The organism is Pengzhenrongella sicca, assembly GCF_017569225.1.
GTDB classification, from domain to species: domain Bacteria; phylum Actinomycetota; class Actinomycetes; order Actinomycetales; family Cellulomonadaceae; genus Pengzhenrongella; species Pengzhenrongella sicca.
Genome location: NZ_CP071868.1, coordinates 2,336,448 through 2,356,443 on the forward strand (window position 1 = coordinate 2,336,448; position 19,996 = coordinate 2,356,443).

18 protein-coding genes and 1 riboswitch are annotated in these 19,996 nt (G+C 74.5%); of the genes, 11 read left to right on the forward strand and 7 right to left on the reverse strand.

Going from position 1 to position 19,996, the window contains the following annotated elements; genetic code table 11:
• Nucleotides 1–90 precede the first annotated feature (90 nt).
• A complete protein-coding gene (gene mobA, locus J4E96_RS10665; RefSeq protein ID WP_227422090.1) occupies nucleotides 91–852 on the reverse strand; it encodes a molybdenum cofactor guanylyltransferase in 762 nt (253 codons plus the stop codon).
• A gap of 43 nt (nucleotides 853–895) precedes the next feature.
• Here mobA and J4E96_RS10670 point away from each other — a divergent pair, with 43 nt between their 5' ends.
• Both J4E96_RS10670 and J4E96_RS10675 read left to right on the forward strand, forming a co-directional pair.
• Nucleotides 896–1,402, forward strand: coding sequence for a MogA/MoaB family molybdenum cofactor biosynthesis protein (locus J4E96_RS10670; protein WP_227422091.1), 507 nt, complete (start codon nucleotides 896–898; stop codon nucleotides 1,400–1,402).
• A gap of 52 nt (nucleotides 1,403–1,454) precedes the next feature.
• Complete coding sequence (locus J4E96_RS10675) at nucleotides 1,455–1,910, forward strand: molybdenum cofactor biosynthesis protein MoaE (RefSeq protein ID WP_227422092.1); 456 nt, start codon at nucleotides 1,455–1,457, stop codon at nucleotides 1,908–1,910.
• Between the two features lie 67 nt (nucleotides 1,911–1,977).
• Here the strand turns inward: J4E96_RS10675 and J4E96_RS10680 are convergent, their stop codons facing one another.
• Both J4E96_RS10680 and J4E96_RS10685 read right to left on the reverse strand, forming a co-directional pair.
• On the reverse strand, nucleotides 1,978–3,723 hold the full coding sequence (locus tag J4E96_RS10680; protein WP_264466147.1) for an HNH endonuclease signature motif containing protein: 1,746 nt from the start codon (nucleotides 3,721–3,723) through the stop codon (nucleotides 1,978–1,980).
• Between the two features lie 90 nt (nucleotides 3,724–3,813).
• Nucleotides 3,814–5,025, reverse strand: coding sequence for a molybdopterin molybdotransferase MoeA (locus tag J4E96_RS10685; RefSeq protein ID WP_227422093.1), 1,212 nt, complete (start codon nucleotides 5,023–5,025; stop codon nucleotides 3,814–3,816).
• Nucleotides 5,026–5,175: 150 nt separating this feature from the next.
• Between J4E96_RS10685 and J4E96_RS10690 the strand changes: the two genes are divergently transcribed.
• The gene (locus J4E96_RS10690; RefSeq protein ID WP_227422094.1) at nucleotides 5,176–6,531 is read left to right on the forward strand and encodes an MFS transporter; all 1,356 of its coding nucleotides are present in this window, start codon (nucleotides 5,176–5,178) and stop codon (nucleotides 6,529–6,531) included.
• Nucleotides 6,528–7,256 carry a histidine phosphatase family protein gene (locus J4E96_RS10695; RefSeq protein WP_227422095.1) on the forward strand — a complete coding sequence of 243 codons (729 nt, stop codon included), beginning with the start codon at nucleotides 6,528–6,530 and terminating at the stop codon, nucleotides 7,254–7,256. The genes J4E96_RS10690 and J4E96_RS10695 overlap by 4 nt, the downstream gene beginning before the upstream one ends.
• Here the strand turns inward: J4E96_RS10695 and J4E96_RS10700 are convergent.
• On the reverse strand, nucleotides 7,183–8,031 hold the full coding sequence (locus J4E96_RS10700) for a UbiA family prenyltransferase (protein WP_227422096.1): 849 nt from the start codon (nucleotides 8,029–8,031) through the stop codon (nucleotides 7,183–7,185). The genes J4E96_RS10695 and J4E96_RS10700 overlap by 74 nt on opposite strands.
• Before the next feature lie 102 nt (nucleotides 8,032–8,133).
• Between J4E96_RS10700 and J4E96_RS10705 the strand changes: the two genes are divergently transcribed.
• The 7 genes from J4E96_RS10705 to deoC all read left to right on the forward strand — a co-directional run bounded on the left by J4E96_RS10705 (nucleotide 8,134) and on the right by deoC (nucleotide 18,327).
• A complete protein-coding gene (locus J4E96_RS10705) occupies nucleotides 8,134–9,213 on the forward strand; it encodes a type III polyketide synthase (protein ID WP_227422097.1) in 1,080 nt (359 codons plus the stop codon).
• Between the two features lie 5 nt (nucleotides 9,214–9,218).
• Nucleotides 9,219–9,761: an isoprenylcysteine carboxyl methyltransferase family protein gene (locus J4E96_RS10710; RefSeq protein WP_227422098.1), complete on the forward strand. Its 543-nt coding sequence runs from the start codon at nucleotides 9,219–9,221 to the stop codon at nucleotides 9,759–9,761.
• The gene (locus J4E96_RS10715; RefSeq protein ID WP_227422099.1) at nucleotides 9,758–10,810 is read left to right on the forward strand and encodes an NAD(P)/FAD-dependent oxidoreductase; all 1,053 of its coding nucleotides are present in this window, start codon (nucleotides 9,758–9,760) and stop codon (nucleotides 10,808–10,810) included. Before J4E96_RS10710 ends, J4E96_RS10715 begins: the two co-directional genes overlap by 4 nt.
• Nucleotides 10,811–11,350: 540 nt before the next feature.
• Nucleotides 11,351–13,129: an S-layer homology domain-containing protein gene (locus J4E96_RS10720; protein ID WP_227422100.1), complete on the forward strand. Its 1,779-nt coding sequence runs from the start codon at nucleotides 11,351–11,353 to the stop codon at nucleotides 13,127–13,129.
• A gap of 265 nt (nucleotides 13,130–13,394) precedes the next feature.
• Nucleotides 13,395–13,563: riboswitch (cyclic di-AMP (ydaO/yuaA leader) on the forward strand.
• Between the two features lies 1 nt (nucleotide 13,564).
• Nucleotides 13,565–15,034, forward strand: coding sequence for a hypothetical protein (locus J4E96_RS10725; RefSeq protein ID WP_227422101.1), 1,470 nt, complete (start codon nucleotides 13,565–13,567; stop codon nucleotides 15,032–15,034).
• 234 nt (nucleotides 15,035–15,268) lie between these two features.
• On the forward strand, nucleotides 15,269–17,467 hold the full coding sequence (locus tag J4E96_RS10730; protein ID WP_227422102.1) for an acyltransferase family protein: 2,199 nt from the start codon (nucleotides 15,269–15,271) through the stop codon (nucleotides 17,465–17,467).
• Between the two features lie 119 nt (nucleotides 17,468–17,586).
• Nucleotides 17,587–18,327: a deoxyribose-phosphate aldolase gene (gene deoC, locus J4E96_RS10735; protein ID WP_227422103.1), complete on the forward strand. Its 741-nt coding sequence runs from the start codon at nucleotides 17,587–17,589 to the stop codon at nucleotides 18,325–18,327.
• 33 nt (nucleotides 18,328–18,360) lie between these two features.
• On the opposite strand, the gene J4E96_RS10740 is transcribed toward deoC, so the two are convergent.
• From J4E96_RS10740 to J4E96_RS10750, 3 genes are all read right to left on the reverse strand, one after another.
• Nucleotides 18,361–18,687, reverse strand: a complete 327-nt coding sequence (locus J4E96_RS10740; protein ID WP_227422104.1) for a hypothetical protein — start codon at nucleotides 18,685–18,687, stop codon at nucleotides 18,361–18,363.
• Between the two features lie 79 nt (nucleotides 18,688–18,766).
• Complete coding sequence (locus J4E96_RS10745; RefSeq protein ID WP_227422105.1) at nucleotides 18,767–19,471, reverse strand: SprT family zinc-dependent metalloprotease; 705 nt, start codon at nucleotides 19,469–19,471, stop codon at nucleotides 18,767–18,769.
• A gap of 82 nt (nucleotides 19,472–19,553) precedes the next feature.
• Nucleotides 19,554–19,967 (reverse strand): DUF5997 family protein, encoded by a 414-nt coding sequence (locus J4E96_RS10750; RefSeq protein ID WP_227422106.1) that lies wholly within the window; start codon nucleotides 19,965–19,967, stop codon nucleotides 19,554–19,556.
• Nucleotides 19,968–19,996 lie beyond the last annotated feature (29 nt).

Sequence of the window (19,996 nt, forward strand, 5' to 3'; positions counted from 1 at the left end):
GCACTGCCGCATGGCTACGGACGACCCATCGGCCCGGTCGCGTCCGAAATGAGCGATCCGGCCGTTCTGATCGGCCGACGACGGCGCTCGTCAGGGCGCGGCCGGACCCGGGTGCGGAGCGCTGCTGTCTGTGGCGTGGGTGTGCTTGGCGTCGAGCCGCCCGACCTCGGCCCACGTGTCCGCGTCGGCAGCGTCGTCGGCGTCGTCGGGCACGGCACGCAGGCGAGCCCCGGCGAGCAGTCGGCGCAGCGCCGCATCGCGCACCCCGACGCTCGCCGCGAGCTCTGCGAGCGACCGGTCGAGCAGGGCCCGGCGATACACCCCCAGCAGCGGCTGGTGCCGGCCGTCGGCGTCGACGACCTGCGCTCCGTCGAGCCCGTCGGCGACGGCCGCGCGGGCGGCGGCGACGAGCCGGGCGACGAGGAGGTGGGCGGCTGGGACGTCGCACGCGAGCAGCAGCACGAGCGCGGCGCGGCCGTCGCGGGTCGCGGCCTGGTCGAGCGCGCGCAGCCCGGCGTCGACTCCGGCGACCGGCCCACCCCACGGCGGATCCTCCTGCGCCGTGAGCACGGGCGGAGTGGCCAGGCCGGACGGTCCGACGACGACCGTGCGGCGCGCACCCGCCGCCGCGTCGAGCGCGTGGTCGATCAGGCGCCGGCCGCCTACGAGCACCATCGGCTTGGACTGCCCGCCGAGGCGCGTCGCGCGCCCGCCGGCCAGGATCACGGCGTCGAACGCGCCGATCGGGTCGGACAGGTCGAACGGGCCGAACGGGCCGAACGGGCCGGAAGGGTCGAGGCCGTGCGCGCCGGGGTCGGCGGATCCGCCGTGGGGGTCGCCTGCGTTCTGCACGCCGCCACCGTACCGACCCGAACCCGACCGGTACCGTGGCCCGGTGACCCACTCCCCCAGCGCTACCCCGCTCCGCGCCGTCGTCGTCGTGGTCTCGGACCGGTGCGCGGCGGGATCGGCGACCGACCGCTCAGGCCCCCGCGCCGTGGAGCTCCTGTCCGCGGCCGGCATCGTGGACGCCACGCTGCGGGTCGTTCCGGACGGCGTCGAGTCCGTCGCCGACGCCCTCGCCGACGCGCTGGCCACCGGAGCCCGGCTCGTGATCACCTCGGGCGGCACCGGCGTCGGACCGCGCGACCTGACCCCCGAGGGGACGGTCGGCCTGCTCGATCGGCAGCTACCGGGGCTGGCCGAGGCGATGCGCCGCGACGGCGCCGCGCACGTGCCGACGGCGGTGCTCTCGCGCGGCCTCGCGGGGGTCACGGCGGGCGGCGCCGTGATCGTCAACCTGCCGGGGTCGCCGTCGGCGGTCGAACAGGGCCTCGCGGTGCTACTCCCCCTCGTCCCCCACCTCGTCGACCAGCTCGCGGGCGGGGATCACCGTGGCTGATCGGGTGGTGGCTAAGCCGACAGGGGCAGAGCCGACCGTGGCGGAGGCGACCGTGGCTGAGCCCGCGCCGTTCACGGCGATCTCCGCGGCGCCGCTCGAGCTCGCGGTCCACGTCGCGGCGGTCAGCGGACCGCGGGCGGGTGCGATCGCCACCTTCCTCGGCACCGTGCGCGACCACGACCCGGAGGTCTCCGGCGAGGTCGTCGCGCTGGAGTACTCCGCCCACCCCGATGCGGCCGCGATCCTTGCGCGCATCGCGGCCCAGGTCGCCGCGGCGGACGGCGTGCTCGGGGTCGCGGTCAGCCATCGCGTCGGGAGGCTCGGAGTCGGCGAGCCCGCGATCGTCGCGGCGGTCGCGACGGCGCATCGCGCTCTCGCATTCGACGTGTGCCGCGCATTGGTCGAGCGCGTCAAGGCCGAGCTGCCGGTGTGGAAGCGCGAGATCCTGGTCGACGGCAGCCACGTCTGGGTCGGCCTCGGGCTGGCCCCGGCCGACGGGCCGGCGTAACGGTCCGTACTGATCCCTGGCCCTGGTCCCCGCTCGCAGCTCGCAGGCCCCGCTGCGGCCCCTTCGTTCAGAACGGTGGGGTGGAGGGGATGACGGCCCGGGGTCGGGTCGGTGGCGGTGGGTCGGGGTTGGTGTCTCTGCCGGGTCGGGTGTAGCGGTGCCTGGTGGGGGTGATCCAGTGGGTGTCGCCGGTGCTGGCGTCGCGGGTCACGTGCCAGCCGGCGTAGGTCTTGAGGCGGTGATGGTGGCGGCACAGGCAGTGCAGGTTCTCGGGGCAGGTTTGACCGCCGGCGTCGGGGTCGTGGTGGTTGTACGGGTCGCGGTGGTCGAGGTCGCAGCGCCAGGCGGGCATGCGGCAGCCGGGGAAGGTGCAGGTGCGGTCGCGGGCGACCACGGTGCGGGTCAGGTCGGCGCCGGGGCGGTAGGTGCGGGTGCCAACGGCGGTGACGAGGCCGGAGCCGGGGTCGGTGAAGATGCGTCGCCAGGTCGCGTCGGTGGCGATCTCGCGGGCGAGGTCGGCCGGGATGGGGCCGTACCCGGCGAGGTCGGCGGGGGTGTCGTCGAGGCCGAGCAGGGTGGTCGCGGCGGCGGTGATCAGCAGCTGGGGGCGGGTGCCGTGGGCGGTGGGCAGGGGCGTGCCGGTGGGGGTGAGGCCGGTGCGCAGGATCACCTCGCACACGTCGGTCAGGGCGTCGGCGCGCCGTTGATCGACGGTGCGGGGGTCGGCGGGGTCGGCGGTGGCGGCGAGCGCGTCGATCGCGGTGTAGATCGTCATTGCGTCTTCGGCGGGGAGCAGGGCGCTGATCCAGGCCATCGCGGTGGTGCCGGGGGCTGGGGCGATACGCACGTGTCGATCGCCGCGTTCGCGCCGGGCGCGGTCGCGGGTCGCGTCGGGGTTGCAGGTCAGCTCGAGGCGGCGGACCTTCGCCCGGAGCGCGGGCACGGTCAAGGACGGCGCCACGGGCAGGGCGCCGGCCAGGACCGTCGCCGCGGTGTCCGGGTCCAGGTGCGCGACCGCGTCAGTCAGGGCGGTGGCCTTGCGGTGGTCCAGCACTCCGCACGCGAGTGCGTCGTGGACCGCGGGTGCCTGGGCCAGGGCCATCCCCAGGGTGATCTTCGCGTCCGCGACCGCGCGGGTGGTCACCAGGCGGGAGGCGACCTCGTCGCCCGTGAACTCGCCCAGGCCCGCGCGTTCGCGGCGAGCCGCGAGCTCGGCCAGAACCTGTCCTTGGCGGGCCGTGGCCAGCGACGTGATCCGTTCCCACCCGGCGGCGGCCTCGATCAGCACCGCGTCATGCACGCCGGCCAGGTCCAGGCCCTCGAGCGCGGTGACAAGGCTCGCGCCCGGGGCGCGGACATCCAGGTCCTGGGCGAGCGCGAACTGCTCGGCCAGCACCGCGTCCGTGGCCGCCCGCGCGGTCCGCAGCGCCGCCGTCAACGCGACCTGCCCCGCCCGCGCCGCCACCACGGCGCGAGCCGCCGCCGTGTCGGCATCGACGCTCGAGCCGGCACCAGCGGCGCCGTCCGCCTCATCGGCTCGGGCGGCGGCGCCGCCGGCCCTGTCGGCTCCGGCAGCGCCGGCCTCGCAGGCTCCGGTGGCGGTGGCGGTGGCGGTGGCGCTGGCGGTGGCGTCGGCCAGGGCCGCGGCCACGCCGGCCAGCGAGAGCCCGACCAGCGTGAGCATGCTCGCCTTCAAGCCCACCAGCACGAATCCGCCCCGCGCCACACATACCCCCGCAGCCACACCCCGGCTACCGGGCGCATCGCCGTCGGAGGCGACCTGCGCCTTCTCGTTCACCCGATCATCGAACATGTGTTCGACCCTACGCGGAGGGTGTGACACGACCCCCGCACGTCCACAGCCGGAGAGCGACGCGGGGCCTACGAGCCCAGCCGCGGCGGGTCAGACGACGAGCACCCGCACGCTGTCCCCCGGCCGGACCTCGCCCGCGCCGGCGCCCACGACCGCGAGCCCTTGGGCGCCCGCGAGGCCGGCCACGAGGTGCGAGCCCGAGCCGCCGCGCGCGGCGCGCCGCGCCAGCCAGCCCGCAGGACCCCGCTCGAGCGCGACCGGCATGTACTGCGTGCGCTCGCCGGGCGGCTGCCAGCCGTCCACGACAGTCGCGCAGACCTCGGGGCGGCCGAGGTCCATCCGGCCCGCGAGCCGGCGCAGCGCCGGGCGGACGAAGACCTCGAACGACACGAACGCGCTCACGGGGTTGCCCGGCAGCGCAAACAGCGGCGTCCCGTCCGTCAGGGTTCCGAGCCCCTGCGGCTTGCCGGGCTGCATCGCGACCTGGACGAACTCCATCCCGGGCTCCGCGGTGAGCACCTCTTTCACGACGTCGTACGCACCCATGCTGACGCCGCCCGACGTGACGATCGCGTCGACCTGCCCCTGCTGCTCGGCGAGGACCCGGCGCAACGTCGCCGCGTCGTCGGGCACCGCCCCGATCCGGACCGCGATCCCGCCGGCCGCGCGGACCGCGGCGGCGAGCAGGAACGAGTTCGAGTCAGGGATCTGCCCGCGCCGCAGCTCGGCGCCCGGTGCCACGAGCTCGCTGCCGGTCGAGAGCACCGCGATCCGCGGCCGGCGGTGCACGAGCAGGCGCGCAAACCCGGCCGCGGCCGCCGCGGCGATCTGCTGCGGGCCGAGCGTGGTCCCGGCGGCCAGCACGAGATCGCCAGGCCGCGCGTCCTCACCTGCTCGACGCACGTGGGTGCCGGCGCGCGTTCCCGCATCGATCCGGACCTGCGTCAGCCCGCCGTCGGTCAGCTCGACCGGCACGATCGCGTCGGCCCCCGGCGGCACGGGCGCACCCGTCATGATCCGGGCGCACGTGCCGGGTCCGACCTCGGGGTGCTCCGCGCTGCCGGCGGCGAGGTCGGCGAGCACGACGAGCCGGACCGGGTCGGCGGCCGTCGCGGCGGCCACATCACTCGCGCGGACGGCGTACCCGTCCATCGCCGAGTTGTCGAAGCGCGGCAGCTCGACCGCGCACGTCACGTCCAGCGCCAGCACCAGGTCGAGCGCGTCCTCGAGGGCGACCTCCTGCGGGTCGAGCGGGCGGACGAGCGCCAGGGCCGCGGCCAGGTGTTCCTCGATCGTGCGCATCGGGCTCCCATCGCCGGGCCCGAGCCAGGCCCGCGTCGACGCCGCGGCGGCGCGGCCGATCCGCACCCGGCCCGTCGGCGGACCCCGGCACGGTACCGCGGGCCGGACGCGCGGCCGACCCGGCCCCGACTGGTGGCAGCATGATGCGACGTGGAGACCCGGACAGACCCCGACAGTGCGCACCTGACGCTGACCGAACGGCTGGATGCGCTGCCGTTCACGCGCGAGCACCGGCGCGTGCTGGTCGGCTCGGGCGTCGGCTGGGCCTTCGACGCGATGGACGTGGGCCTGATCTCGTTCGTGCTCGCGCAGCTCGCCGTGACCTGGCAGGCCACCTCGACCGAGCTGTCGTGGATCGCCTCCGCCGGGTTCGTCGGGATGGCGATCGGCGCGGGCGTCGGCGGCCTCCTGGCCGATCGCCTCGGCCGCCGGCAGGTCTTCGCGGCCACGCTGCTCCTGTACGGCCTCGCGACCGGAGCCTCGGCGCTGTCCTGGTCGGTCGCGTCCCTGATCGCCCTGCGCTTCGTGGTCGGTCTCGGCCTCGGCGCGGAGCTGCCGGTCGCGTCCACGCTGGTGAGCGAGTTCGCGCCGCCGCGGATCCGTGGCCGGATGGTCGTGGCGCTCGAGGCCTTCTGGGCGCTCGGCTGGACAGCGGCCGCGGTCATCGGGTTTCTCGTCGTGCCGAACGGCGATTCCGGCTGGCGCTGGGCACTCGCCCTCGGCGCACTGCCCGCCCTGTGGGCCGTCGTCGTGCGCCGGAGCCTGCCGGAGTCGGTCCGCTTCCTCGTGTCCACCGGCCGGCACGACGCCGCCGAGGCCACCGTGCGCCGGTTCGAGCGCTCGGCCGGGATCACGCCGACGACGCCGGCACGCGCCCCGGCCGCACCCGCTCGCCCGCGCGTCGGGCCGCTCCCCCGCGTCCGGGACCTGCTGGCGCCGGGACTGCGCGATCGCACCCTCACGCTCTGGGCCGTGTGGTTCACCGTGAACTTCGCGTACTACGGCGCCTTCATCTGGCTGCCCACCGTGCTGCACGCCTCGGGCCTGTCCCTCGTGCGCTCGTTCGGCTACACGCTGATCATCACCCTCGCGCAGCTGCCCGGGTACGCCGCCAGCGCCGTGCTCGTCGAACGCTGGGGGCGGCGGCCGACGCTCGCGGCCTTCCTGGTCGGCGCCGCGGCCGCCGCGGGCCTGTTCGCGGGAGCTGCGGGCTCCGCGCAGGTACTGACCGCGGGGATGTTGCTGTCGTTCTTCAACCTCGGCGCCTGGGGCGCCCTGTACGCGATCACCCCCGAGCTGTACCCGACCCGGCTGCGCGCCACCGGCTCGGGCTGGGCCGCCGGCGTCGGCCGCATCGCTTCGATCCTCGCGCCGCTGGCAGTTCCGCAGCTGCGCGCGCTGGGCGGGACCCCGCTGCTGTTCGAGGTCTTCGCCGCCGTCTTCGTCGTCGCGGCGCTGTGCGCGCTGCGCCTGCCCGAGCGGCGCGGTCAGGAGCTCGAGGAATGACCGCGCACCAGCACGGCGGTCCGGACGAGGGCGTGCGCCTGCTCCTCGTGCGCCACGGCGAGACGCCGTCGAACGTCCGGCACGTGCTCGACACGGCCGCGCCGGGCGCGTCGCTGACCGAGCACGGCAGCGCGCAGGCGGCCCGGCTCGCGACCGCACTGGCCGGCGCCGAGATCGCCGCGATCTACGCCTCCACGCTCGTGCGCACCCAGCAGACCGCGGCGCCCCTGGCCCAGTCGCGCGGCCTGCCCGTGCACGTGCGGGACGGGCTGCGCGAGATCTCGGCGGGCGAGCTCGAGATGCGCGGCGACCACGCGTCGATCGAGCGGTACCTGGCGACGGTTTTCGCCTGGCCGGAGGCGGACCTCGCGCCGCGGCTGCCCGGCGGGGAGGCGGGCGCAGCGATGCTCGCGCGCTTCGACGGGGCGGTCGCCGGCGTCGTCGCCGACCTGGCCCGGGGCGCCGACGGCGCAGCACCCACGGCCCTCCTCGTGAGCCACGGAGCCGCGATCCGCGTCTGGGTCGCGGCGCGGACCGACAACGTCGACGCGCGCTTCGCGGCCGAGCACCCGCTCGACAACACCGACGTCGTCGTCGTGGACGGCGATCCGGTCGCCGGCTGGCACGTCTCCTCGTGGGCCAGCGCCGGCGTCACGCCGTCGTGGTCAGCGCCGACGCGGCCCGCACGAGGAGGACCACCGCGACGGCCGCCACGACCATCGTGAGGTAGAACGGCGCCTTGCTCCGGTGCCGCCGCAGCGCGATGGCCCCGCCGGCGCCGGCGAGCGCCGCGGCCGCCGCCAGTCCCACCCACGACCCGGCCGGCGCGGGGCCGGGCGGCCCGAGGACGACGAGCGCCGTCGCGGCCACGAGCAGCCCGGGCGCGAGCAGGCTTGCGCCCACCCGCCCGAGGCGGTGCGGCAGCCCCCGGACGCCCGTCGCGTCGTCGTCCTCGAGATCGGGCAGCACGTTGGCCAGGTGCGCGCCGACGCCGAGCAGTCCCGCCGCCACCGGGACCCACCACGCCGGCCACGGGTGCCCCGGCAGCGCCAGGGTCACGAAGGCGGTGAGCAGCCCGAACGACAGCGCGTACGGCGCCCACGACCACGGGGTGCTCTTGAGCCCCAGGTTGTAGCTCCAGGCGGAGGCGACGGCGAGCACGTGCGCGGCTCCCGCGAGCCAGCCGACCGCGAACGACAGCCCGACGCACGCCGCCGCGGCGCCCAGCGCGGCGCCCCGCAGCGTCCGCGCCGAGACCAGCCCGGACACGACCGGCTTGTCGCGCCGACCCACCGCGAGGTCCCGCCCCGCGTCGATCCAGTCGTTGGACCAGCCGACCGAGAGCTGGCCCGCGAGCACGGCGGCCCCCAGGACCGCAGCCGTCCCAGCGTCGACGCCGACGCCGAGCGCCAGCGCGAGCGCGAGCGCCGTGACCGCGAGCGTGGGGCCCAGGTGGCAGGAGATCGCCAGCCCCTGGGCTACCCGGCCGACACGTCGCACCGCAGCCGCCCTTTCGTGGAGTCCGCTTGCCAGGAGTCGGCCCGTTCGCGTGGACCCTACCGACAGCGAGCCGAGCGCGCCCCCGCATGGCACGATGCCCGAATGTCCCGCATCGCAGCAGTTGCCCCGGTCCTGCCAGCCCGGGCGTCCGCCCAGCGGGACATCACCGCGGCCCTCGCCCCGCTGCTCACCGCGGCCGGCTCGCCGCGTCGCGCCGCGCTCGAGCGGCTGCACGCCGCCACGGGCGTGCAGTCCCGCCACCTGGCGCTGCCTCTCGAGGGCTACCGAGAGCTCGACTCCTTCGGCCGGGCCAACGACCTGTTCGTCGCCATCGGCACCGACCTGGCGGAACAGGCGGTGCGGGCGGCGCTGGCCGACGCCGGCCTCCGCCCCGACGACGTCGACCTCGTCGTCTTCACCTCGGTGACGGGGCTGTCCGCGCCGTCGATCGACGCGCTGCTCGTCCCGCGGCTGGGGCTGCGCAGCGACGTCAAGCGCATCCCCGTGTTCGGGCTCGGCTGCGTCGCGGGCGCCGCCGGCATCGCCCGCGTGCACGACTACCTGGCCGGCCACCCCTGGGACGTCGCGGTGCTCGTCTCGGTCGAGCTCTGCTCGCTCACTCTGCAGCGCGGCGACGACTCGACCGCGAACCTCGTCTCCACCGGGCTGTTCGGCGACGGGGCGAGCGCCGTCGTCATGCTCGGCGACGGCCGCGCGCACGCGAGCGGGTCGCCGGGGCCCGATGTCGTGGCGACCCGCAGCCGGCTGTATCCCGAGACCGAGGGCGCGCTCGGCTGGGACATCGGCGGCAGCGGGTTCCGGATCGTCCTCTCCGCGAGCCTGGCCGACGTCGTCGAGCGGCACCTGGGCGACGACGTCGCCGACCTGCTCGCGGCGCACGACCTCAAGATCGGCGACGTGCCGACCTGGATCGCGCACACCGGCGGCCCGCGGATCCTCGAGGCGGCGGCGCGGTCCCTCGACCTGCCCCGCGCGGCGCTCGAGCTCAGCTGGCGATCGCTCGAACGCGTCGGCAACCTGTCGTCCTCCAGCGTGCTGCACGTGCTCGCGGACACGCTCGCGCGAGGGGACCAGGCGCCCGGCACGCCCGGGATGCTGTTCGCGCACGGCCCCGGCGTGTGCGCCGAGCTGGTCCTGCTGCGCTGGCCCGACGAGGCCTGACCGCCATGACCGTGAGCTCCGTGACCCTGTTCGACCTGCTCATCGCCGCCGTCGCCGCCGAGCGCCTCGCCGAGCTCGTCGTCGCCCGCCGCAACGCGCGGTGGGCGTTCGCGCACGGCGGGATCGAGTCCGGCCGGTCCCACTACCCGCCGATGGTCGCGCTGCACGCGGGCCTGCTCGCGGCGTGCGTCCTCGAGGTCCACGCCGCCGGTCGGCCGTTCCTGCCCGCGCTCGGCTGGGCGGCGCTCGTCGCCGCGCTTGCGAGCCAGGGGCTGCGCTGGTGGTGCATCGCGACGCTCGGGCCGCGCTGGAACACCCGCGTGATCGTGGTGCCGGGCCTCGCGCTCGTGGACCGGGGGCCGTACCGCTGGCTGCGGCACCCGAACTACGTCGCGGTCGTCGTGGAGGGCATCGCGCTGCCGCTGGTGCACACGGCGTGGGTGACGGCGCTCGCCTTCACGGCGCTGAACGCGGTGCTGCTGCTGCGCTACCGGATCCCGGCCGAGGAGCGCGCGCTCGCCGGGGCGGCCGGGCCCGACTCGCGATGACGGCCGCGGTCGACGCCGACGTCCTGGTCGTGGGCGGCGGCCCGATCGGGCTCGCGGCCGCGATCGAGGCGCGCCTGGCGGGGCTGAGCGTCGTCGTGGTGGAGGCGCGGCCGGGCCCGATCGACAAGGCGTGCGGCGAGGGCCTGATGCCCGGCGCGGTCGCGGCGCTCGCCCGGCTCGGCGTCGCACCCGACGGGCACGTGCTGGCGGGCATCGGCTACCGCTCGGGTCCGCGGCACGCCGAGCACCTGTTCGCGACCGGGACCGGCCTCGGCGTGCGCCGCACCACGCTGCACGCGGCGCTGGCCGCCCGCGCGACGACCCTCGGCGTCGAGCGCGTGACCGCGCGCGTCCGGACGATCGAGGCCGATCCGGGCGGCGTCACGGCTGCCGGGGTGCGCGCCGGCTGGCTCCTGGGGTGCGACGGCCTGCACTCGACGGTGCGCCGCCTCGCCGGGCTCGCGCGGCCGGTCACCGCGTGGCGCACGCCCCCCGGCGCGCGAGACCGCCGGCGGTACGGCGTCCGGCGGCACTTCCGCGTCGCGCCGTGGACGGACCTTGTCGAGGTCTACTGGGCCCGGCGGGTCGAGGCCTACGTCACGCCCGTGACCGACGACGTCGTCGGGGTCGCGCTGCTCGGCCCCGCGCGCGTCGACTACGCCGCCGAGCTCGCGGGCATCCCACGGCTCGCGCGGCTCCTCGACGGCGCGGAGCCCCTCGGGCCGCCGCTCGGGGCCGGCCCGCTGCGCCAGCGCACGACGGCGCGGTCGGCCGGCCGGATCCGCCTCGTCGGCGACGCCTCCGGGTACGTCGACGCGCTGACGGGCGAGGGCCTGCGCGTGGGCCTGGCCCAGGCGGCCGCCGCGATCACGCACCTCGAGGACGCCGCCGCGTACGAGCGCGCCTGGACGCGCTCGACCCGCGACTGCCGCCTGCTCACGTCCGCCCTGGTCGCGGCCGCGACCTCACCGCTGCGACCCGCCATCGTGCCGGTGGCCGTCGCGGCGCCCCGGATCTTCGCCGCCGGCGTCGAGCGACTCGCCCGCTGACGCGCCGATCCCGCGCGAGGGGGTCGCCCCGCACGATCTTTGCGATCTATGTCACGATTTAGCGACTCGAATTCGCGCGAATCGCGACATTCTAAGCCCGCAAAAAATGTCCGGTTAAGCCCCTAATATTCACACCGATATGGACATTTGGTGCCATTCTTCGTCTTTCTAGACGGGACCTATGTCCCGCGCGATTACATTGTTGTCACGGATATTGTTTAGATATCCCCGGGCGCCACTGGGGGTTGCCTCAGATGGATTGCCGCATCCTGCCGCCATCGAAGGTCACTAAAGAAACTCGCTGGCAGGAGCGGGGCTGATCGACGAGTTCGGGCCTCCTCACCTCGGAGGTCACCGCAGACGCAACGGCGTGACCGCAATTTCCGCCGCTACGCGTCCTCGGACCGTCGAGCATTCCTCCGCAGGCGCCGGAAAGGCCACCTCATGCGTACCACCTCTGGTCCCGCACGCCCTGAAGTCGCCCGCAGAACCCGCAGCGCGCACACATTGACGCACCGCTGGGGACGGCGCGCGGCGGTGATGGCGACGTTGAGCGGCCTGACGGTAGCCGGCCTGGCCGCACCCGGGATGGCAGCGGACCCCGATCCGCGCGTCGCGGGGCTGCATCCGTTCTCCGTGGCCTCGGCCGCAAACACTGCGATCGGCTCCGGCGCCATCTTCGAGTCCGCAACCGCCACCCGCACGGCGGCGCTGCTCAAGGGCACCGCGACCATCAACTCCACCGCCTGGTCCATCGCGGTCTACATCGCCAAGACGTCCGACCCGGTCGTGACCCTCACGGACTCCTCCAAGGGCGTCGTGCGCAGCATCTACCTGCCCGCCGACGCCCAGGTCACCGCGGGCCTCGACAAGGCCCTGACGGTCGTCCAGCCCGATGGCGTGACGGCGTACGAGACCTACAAGATGGCGAAGCTCTCCGCGACTGCGTGGACCTCCACGAACGTCATCCAGACCGACCTGCGCAACACCGGCCTGCTCGGCGGGACGCGCGCGGCGGGCATCAGTCAGCTCGTCGGCCTGATCCGCACCGAAGAGGTCGCCGCGGCCAAGATCCCGCACGTCCTCGCCGTCTCGATCCCCGACTCCATGCTCAAGGTCGGGCCGGTGTGGCCGGCTCGCCTGCAGGACAACAACTCCGCGACCGCCTACAAGGGCCCGATCGCGATGGGCACCATGATGGGCATCCCGCCGAGCGTGAACCTGGCCACCCTGGGCCTGTCCGCCGAGGGCCTGGCCCTCGCCAAGGCCTTCCAGGACTACGGCGCCTACGTGGTCGACCGCTCCGAGACCATCGCGCTCTACACCGACCCGAAGTCCAACGCCACCGCCGTCGCCCGCATGAAGTCCGACTACCAGAAGAAGCTCTTCCCGCTGCTGCGCATCATCACCAACAGCACCGCGACCAACATCGCCGGCGGCGGCACCCGCCGCCAGCCCGCGGCCGCCGAGTTCTACGTCGCGCCGCCCGCGCCCGTCGCGCCGGGCCAGCCCGTCGTCACCTCGGCCGCAGCCGGCGACCGGCAGGCGACCGTCGGCTGGACCGCACCCACCAGCACCGGCGGGTCGGCCATCACGGGCTACACCGTCACCTCCAGCTCAGGCACGACCAGCACGACGGACGGCAGTGCTCGCAGCGCCGTCGTGACCGGGCTCACGGCCGGCCAGAGCTACACCTTCACCGTCACGGCCCGCAACGCCGTCGCCTCCGGCGCGGTCAGCACGGCGAGCTCCGCCGTCAAGCTCGCCTACACCGATGTCGCCGCCGGCAGCGCCTTCGCGGCCGACGTCGACTGGTTCGTCTCGACCGGTCTCGGAACGGGGCTCGCCGACGGCTCGTTCGGCGCCGCGAACGCGAACACCCGCGCCGAGATCGCCGTGCAGCTGTACAAGCTCGCCGGCTCCCCCGCCGTCACGGCGACCACGTCGGCCTTCACGGATGTACCCGTCTCGAGCCCGTCGTTCAAGGCGATCACCTGGATGGCGGCACAGGGCATCACGACCGGGACCCTGCTGGCGGACGGCACGCGGGTCTTCAGCCCGAACGACCAGGTCTCGCGCGCCATCACCGCGGTCTTCCTGTACCGCGCGGCCGGGTCGCCCGCCTTCACCGCCCCCGCCACGTCACCGTTCACCGACGTCGCCACGACGTACTCGTTCTACAAGGAGATCACCTGGCTCGTCGCCAACGGCATCGCGAAGGGCACGACGGTCCCCGCCAGCACCACGTACCAGCCGACGGCCCCGACCACCCGCCTGGTCACCGCGACCTACTTGCACCGGTTCGACGCGCTCGCCTGACAAGCGCGCACGGCACCACCCGCAGGACCCGCACGCGTTGCCCCCGCCGGCTCGGTGGGGGCAACGCGTGCGTTGCGCGCGACATCCCCGGCCTACGTGATGTACCTCACAAAAGGCCCTGGGGTGACGGCGCGACCTGCCCCACTTCACCCCGCGAGAGGTCTGGAATTGGTTGGGGACCGTGATCTTCTTGTGATACACGGCAATAACGTGGTTATATCGTCCATCCCCGGGCGCCACCGGGGCGCCCGAGGTGGACCGCCGAGTCCTGCCACCACCGAAGGCTCCTATGAATTCTCGCGGCAGGAGCGGGGAACCCAGGTTTGCGGGCTCAGCACTCAGGTGCCCTTGGGGTGAATCCGGTCGACATGACCGGTAGGGCGAACTCCCGTCCGAACCCGACAGCTCACCTCGTAGGCGACCGGAGAGGCCCTGATGCCCCAATTCCTTGATTCCGCACGCCCGCGCGTGCCGGCCGAACGCCGTGCGTTCGCGCCCGCCGAACCGGCAATCCCCGCCGGCAAGATCTCCGTCCTCGGGCGCCGTTCGGTGACGTCCGTCCTGGTCTCGGGACTGATCGTCACGATGTTCACGTCGCCCACCTTCGCGGCTCCGGTCACTTCCTCGGACCGTGCCAGCCGCCCGCAGTCGGCAGAGGTCGCCGGGCGGGAACGCCCGGCGTCGTCCCTGCTGTACCGCTCGTCCGCCTCCCGATTCGGGACCTGGTCGACGCCGTGGACGTTCGACCACACCGTCGTGCGCGTCACCCCCGACCCCGCGCCGGCCCCGCCCGCCTCCCCCGAGCCCGACCCCGACCCCGACGAGAGCGACCTGACCGGCACGGCGGCGGACGTCGCACTGGTCGACGAGTCGCCCATCGACGACGCGGCCGCCGACGCCGCGCTCGCCGAGGCCGCCGCCACGGAGGCCGAGCCCACGGCCGAGGAACTCGCCGAGGACGAGCTGTCCCTGTCCGCCGACCTGTCGGCGACCGGGCTCGCTCAGACCGACGCGGCCGGCGCGACGGCCGCGGCGACCCGCGTCGCCACGTACCACCCGTTCGCCATCAGCGCGCCCGCCAACATCTCCCTCGGGTCGGGCGCCAAGTTCGAGAGCTCGTCGTCAACCCGGACGGCCGCCTTCCTCCGAGGTACGCCCGTGATCAACCACACGACCTGGACGATCGCCACGGCCATCGCGACGTCGTCCTCTCCCCTGGCCAAGGTGAAGAACCTCAAGACGGGCGTCACCACGACCATCCGGATCCCCAGCACGGCCAAGTCGACGAACGACTCCGACAAGGCCATGACAGTCATCCAGCCCGACGGCTACACCGCGTACGAGTGCTACAAGATGACGAAGGTCGGCACGAACTCCTGGACCACGACCTCGATGGTCAAGCAAGACCTGCGCAGCACCGGCCTCGCGGTCGGCACCCGCGCGTCGGGCGTGAGCCAGCTCATGGGCCTCATCCGGGCGAAGGAGGTCGCAGCGAAGAAGATCCCGCACACGATCGCGATCGCCATCCCCGACGCGATGCTCAAGACCGGGTACGTATGGCCGGCCCGCCGCCAGGACTCCAACGCGAGCAGCGCGTACAAGGGCCAGGTGCCCATGGGGACGATGCTCGCGATCCCGCCGAGCGTCAACGTCTCCTCGCTCGGGCTCTCGGCTGAGGGCCTCGCGCTGGCTCGCGCGCTGCAGGACTACGGCGGCCACATCGTCGAACGTGCCGGCATGGTCGCGCTGTACGCCGAGCCGTCCGCGGACGCGGCGGCGATCGCGCGCATGAAGGTCGACTGGCGCAAGCTGTACCCGCTGATGCGGGTCGTCACGAACAACACGTCGACCAACATCGGCGGCGGCGGCACCCGCCGGCAGCCGGCAGCCGGCGCGCTGCAGTAGGACCGCTCGCACGACGCCGCCGGGTTGCCCTCCTCGCGCCCGGCGGCGTCGTCGAGCCCTGGACAGCGTCGACGCGCCCACCACGCCGCAGCAAGCCCCGGTCCAGACGCGGGTGAAATGTCCGAACTGATCGGGCGAATTGGGCGTCATGAGAGCAGTTCGGCCCTACTGTGAGCCACGGTTCAGGGCCCACCCGGGGCGCCCGGCGACGAACCGTGACCCGCGAGGAGCAGCATGGCGGCGTCGACCGCGGCCCGGCCCGCGCGGCCAGCGACAGCGCGTCCCGCGCCCGGCCAGCGCCCGCCCGCCACCAGCTTCCGCCGGGACATCCAGGGCCTGCGCGCGATCGCCGTCCTGCTGGTCGTGCTCGACCATGCGGGCATCGTGGAGCTGCACGGTGGCTATGTCGGCGTCGACGTCTTCTTCGTCCTGTCCGGCTTCCTGATCACCGGGCTCCTCCTGCAGGACGCGGGGCGCACCGGGAGGGTGTCGTTCCAGACCTTCTACGCGCGCCGCGCCTGGCGGATCCTCCCCGCGGCGACCCTCGTCCTCGTCGTGACCGGCGCCGCCACCTACCTGCTGCTCAACTACGTGCGCGCCGCCGCGGTGCTGCGCGACATCGTCTGGGCCGCCTTCTTCGGGGCGAACATCCGCTTCGCGCAGGTCGGGACCGACTACTTCGCGGCCGACACCCCCGCATCCCCGGTCCAGCACTTCTGGTCCCTCGCCGTCGAGGAGCAGTTCTACCTCGTGTGGCCGGTGCTCCTCGCCGCCGTGCTGTTCGCCACCCACCGGCGGCGCCGGGTCCGGGGCTCCCGGCACCGGGACCGGCCAGCGCCCGTCCCGGTGCGCGCCGTGCTGGCCGTCCTGGTCGTCGTGATCGGCGCCTCGCTCGCCTGGTCGGTGCTGTCCACCGAGTCGAGCCCGGCGTCCGCCTACTTCTCCACGTTCGCGCGCGGCTGGGAGCTCGGGGTCGGTGCGCTGCTCGCCACGCTCGCGCTCGTGATCACCCGCATCCCGACGGCGGTCCGGGTCATCCTCAGCTGGGCCGGCCTCGCCGGCATCCTGGTCGCCGCCGTCGTCTACGACCCGACGACGCCGTTCCCCGGCTGGGCCGCGCTCCTGCCCGTGCTAGCCACCGCAGCGGTCGTCGCCTCGGGGATCGGCGGGGCGCCGCGGTTCGGCGCCGGGCTGCTGCTGGGCACCCGCCCGTTCACCTACGTCGGCGACATCTCCTACTCGCTGTACCTGTGGCACTTCCCGGTCCTGGTGATCGCGGCGGCGTACGTCGGGCGAGGGCTCACCCTGCGCGAGAACCTGCTGCTCGTCGGGCTTGCGATCGTGCTGTCCGCCGCGAGCTATCGGTGGTTCGAGGACCCGCTGCGGCGGGCCCGGCCGCAGTGGCTGACCCCGCGCGACCGGCTGCTGCTGTGGCCCGCCTCGATCTCGGTCGTCCTGGTGTTCACGTCGCTGGCGACCTCCGCCGTGTGGACCGACGCGCAGGCAGCCCAGGCGTCCGCCTACAACAGCCGGGTCGCCGCCGCCGGCACCGCGCTCGAGCCCACCCCCGAACCCACGCAGACGGTCGCCGCCGCCCCGGCGACGCCGAGCGAGGCCGCCGCCGCGGCAGTGGCGGCCTCGGTCGAGCAGGCGGCGGCGGACGCCCCGCTGCCCGCCTTGAACCCCGACCTGCTCAGCCTGGCCGACGACGTCTACTACCTCGGCGGCTGCAGCGCGTACCAGGTCACGACCAACCGCATCTGCCGCCTGGGCGATCCCGACGGCGACCGGACGATGGTGGTGTTCGGCAGCTCCAAGGCGCAGAACTGGATGCCCGCGCTCGACGCGATCGGGGCCCGGGCGGGAATCACACTCATCCCGTTCATCAAGGAGGCGTGCACGGACGACGAGATGGCCGCGGCCGACGGCATCGGAGCCGGCGACTGCTCCGTCTGGGCGGACTGGGCCGCGGAGCAGATCCAGGACCTGCACCCGGAGGTGATCGTGTTCGCCGGGAACTCCGGGGTGAACCTCGCCAACCTCGACGACTTTCGCTGGACGCGCTGGGACACGTCCGTCGCGGCGATCCTCGCCAGCTTCAGCGGAGCCTCGGACCGGATCGTCAGCCTCGCAGACGTGCCGATCCTGCCGACCCAGCCGGGCGAGTGCCTCCTTGCCCGCGACGCCACGCTCGGGACGTGCACCTTCGACGTCCAGCGGGGCAACCTGAACCTGGAACGCCGGAGCGAGAAGCAGGCGCTGGACGCCGAGGTGCAGTTCCAGCCGACCTCCCAGTGGTTCTGCGCGAGCGGCAAGTGCCCCGTGGTGGTCGGATCGACGATCGCCTACCGCGACCAGGTGCACGTCACCGCGACCTACTCGACCCAGCTCGCGGACGCGCTTGAGTCGTCCCTCGGTCTCGCCGCACCGTGACGCACGCCGGCGGTCGCCCGATCGGGCGCCCACCGCGCCGTATCATCGGGGGGCCATCCGCCGAGCCGGGCGCCGACGCGCCCGAGCACCGGCCGCTCGCCGCCGCTTGAAGGAGCCCCGTGTCCGCTCACGCCCGCGATCTAACCCCGCTCGACCCGACCGCCCTCACGCGGTCCGACGTCGCGGCGATCGTCGACCACACCCTGCTCGCGCCCCAGGCGACCGCCGCCCAGGTGGCCGCGTTCGTCGTCGAGGCCCAGCAGCTGGGCGTCGGCGCGGTCTGCGTCTCGCCGTCGATGCTGCCGATCGCCGCCCCGGGCCTGCGCGTCGTCGCGGTGTGCGGTTTCCCGGCCGGTACGCACCACAGCGAGATCAAGCGCGCGGAAGCGGCCCGATCCGTCGCGGACGGCGCTGACGAGGTCGACATGGTGATCAACCTAGGCGCGGTGCTGGCGGGCGACTGGGCGGCCGTCGAAGCCGACATCGCCGACGTGCGCTCGGCCGTCCCGGCGCCCCACCTGCTCAAGGTCATCATCGAGTCCGCCGTGCTCGACGACGCCCAGATCGTCGGGGCCTGCCGCGCGGCCGAGGCCGCCGGCGCCGACTTCGTCAAGACGTCGACCGGCTTCCACCCCGCCGGCGGCGCGAGCGTCGAGGCGGTCACGCTCATGGCGGCGACCGTCGGCGGGCGGCTCGGCGTGAAGGCTTCCGGCGCCATCCGCACGGCGGCGGCGGCCCGCTCGATGATCGCCGCGGGCGCGACCCGGCTCGGGCTGTCCGGCTCGTCCGCGATCCTCGCCGAGCTCGACGGCTCCGCGGGAGGACCCGCGCGCGAAGCCGCCGAACCCGCCGGGTACTAACCCAGGACGACGGGCCCGCAGGCCGCCGGCCCGCTAGTCGAGCCGGTCGGACCTGATCCGGTCTGCCTCGCTCGCGCTGCCGTCGTCGGCGTTCGACAGGCCGGACACGTCGGAGGCCTGGCCGAGGCCCGCCGCCGCGATCCTGGACGCCTCGGTGGCGTCCCCGGTGTCGGTGCTGGTCAGCCCCGCCACCGCGGCCGGCTGCTCGAGCTCGTCCGAGCGCACCTTCGCCGCCGTGGTCTCGAGCCCGGAATCGGCATTGGCCCCGGTCGCCGAGGCGGGCTCGGTGATCTCGTCGGAGCGGATCTCGTCGGCCTCGGTTGCAGATCCGGGCTCGTGCGGGTGATCGTTCGGCGCCATGGCTGTCTCCTTGTCGTGGTCACTCGACCGTACGCCGGGCGCGCTGATCCCGCGTGTTCAGTGGTGGCCAGCGGGTCGATCAGCGGGGCGCGGGCTCACCGGGTCGCGCGGCCGCCCGCACCAGTGCGAAGGGCGCGGTGACGGTGCCGAGCGCCGTTCGCACGTGGTACCGGGTACGGCCCCGGGTGATGACCTGCCCGGACAGCCCGGCGTATCGACCGCTCCCGCCGAGCACGACCGTCGTACCGGGGCTGAGCCAGGCGACGGGCGCCCGCGCGGGGCCGCTGCGCGGCAGCGCGGCGAGCTCCGCGAGCTGGGCCGGCGTCAGCAGCACGGGCCGGCCGTTCAACCGCCACGCGAGCAGGTGCGCGACGTCGAAGCGGCGCCCGCACCGGTCGCACGACGACGGCCGCGTCGGGCGCCGGTGCCGGTACACCTCGTGACCGCGGGCGCATACCCCGACCCAGGGGGCTCGCGCCCGCGGCGCGGTCGGGGCCAGGCACCGCTGGCCGTCACCGCCGATCGCGAGGGCCTTCGCGCGCCAGGCCGCGTCGTGCCCGTGCCCGGGGGCGAGCAGCGCGTGCGCGATCTCGTGCAGGATCGTCCCGCGCACCGTCTGCTCCGGGTGCAGCTCCGTGAGCACCCGGCTCAGCCCGATCTCGCGGCGGTCGTAGCGACAGACCCCCGCTCGGGTGCGGGCCCGGTCGAACACGAGCGTCCACGCCGTCAGCCCGTGAGTCCGCATGAGCCCCTCGGCGAGCGATCTCGCCTCATCGATGTCCATCGCGCCTCCCTGCGGTCATCGGCCACCGTCCGGACGCTAGCCGGAGGCACCGACACGGCCGCCGCGGCGGCGGCAGGCCACGTCAGGGGGTCGGGCGGACCTTCCTCGGGTGCAGGAGGCGCTCGGCGTCGCGCGCCGCGACGCGCTCGTCCTCCGCGGTGACGTCGGCGTGAGTCGCCCGCTCACGGACGAGCCAGGCGGGCTTCTGCTGGCCGATCTCGACGATCTCGGCAGTCGTCAGCGCCTGCGTCACGCCGCCGCGCGAGAGCCCGGCGATCGAGACGCCGAGGCGGCTCGCGACGACCTCGCGGGGGTGCGGCCCGTTCTCGCGCAGCTCGACGAGCCACTCGGGCGGGGTGTTGATGAGCGCCGCGAGGTCGGACCGGCTGATCGCCTCGGCGTCGCGGAACGACTCGGGTGCGGCGGGCAGGTGGATGCCCAACTTCTTCGCGGCCGTCACCGGCTTCATGGTCTGGTGCGTTCTGGCCGAGGTCATCCGGTCATCGTATCCGCCGGACTCGCTTA

Coding starts and splice junctions, on each gene's coding strand:
- J4E96_RS10680 (WP_264466147.1), bottom strand. CDS start 3,723: ATGTTCGATGATCGGGTGAACGAGAAGGCGCAGGTCGCCTCCGACGGC.
- J4E96_RS10685 (WP_227422093.1), bottom strand. CDS start 5,025: ATGCGCACGATCGAGGAACACCTGGCCGCGGCCCTGGCGCTCGTCCGC.
- J4E96_RS10695 (WP_227422095.1), top strand. CDS start 6,528: ATGACCGCGCACCAGCACGGCGGTCCGGACGAGGGCGTGCGCCTGCTC.
- J4E96_RS10705 (WP_227422097.1), top strand. CDS start 8,134: ATGTCCCGCATCGCAGCAGTTGCCCCGGTCCTGCCAGCCCGGGCGTCC.
- J4E96_RS10710 (WP_227422098.1), top strand. CDS start 9,219: ATGACCGTGAGCTCCGTGACCCTGTTCGACCTGCTCATCGCCGCCGTC.
- J4E96_RS10715 (WP_227422099.1), top strand. CDS start 9,758: ATGACGGCCGCGGTCGACGCCGACGTCCTGGTCGTGGGCGGCGGCCCG.
- J4E96_RS10720 (WP_227422100.1), top strand. CDS start 11,351: ATGGCGACGTTGAGCGGCCTGACGGTAGCCGGCCTGGCCGCACCCGGG.
- J4E96_RS10725 (WP_227422101.1), top strand. CDS start 13,565: ATGCCCCAATTCCTTGATTCCGCACGCCCGCGCGTGCCGGCCGAACGC.
- J4E96_RS10730 (WP_227422102.1), top strand. CDS start 15,269: ATGGCGGCGTCGACCGCGGCCCGGCCCGCGCGGCCAGCGACAGCGCGT.
- J4E96_RS10740 (WP_227422104.1), bottom strand. CDS start 18,687: ATGGCGCCGAACGATCACCCGCACGAGCCCGGATCTGCAACCGAGGCC.
- J4E96_RS10745 (WP_227422105.1), bottom strand. CDS start 19,471: ATGGACATCGATGAGGCGAGATCGCTCGCCGAGGGGCTCATGCGGACT.
- J4E96_RS10750 (WP_227422106.1), bottom strand. CDS start 19,967: ATGACCTCGGCCAGAACGCACCAGACCATGAAGCCGGTGACGGCCGCG.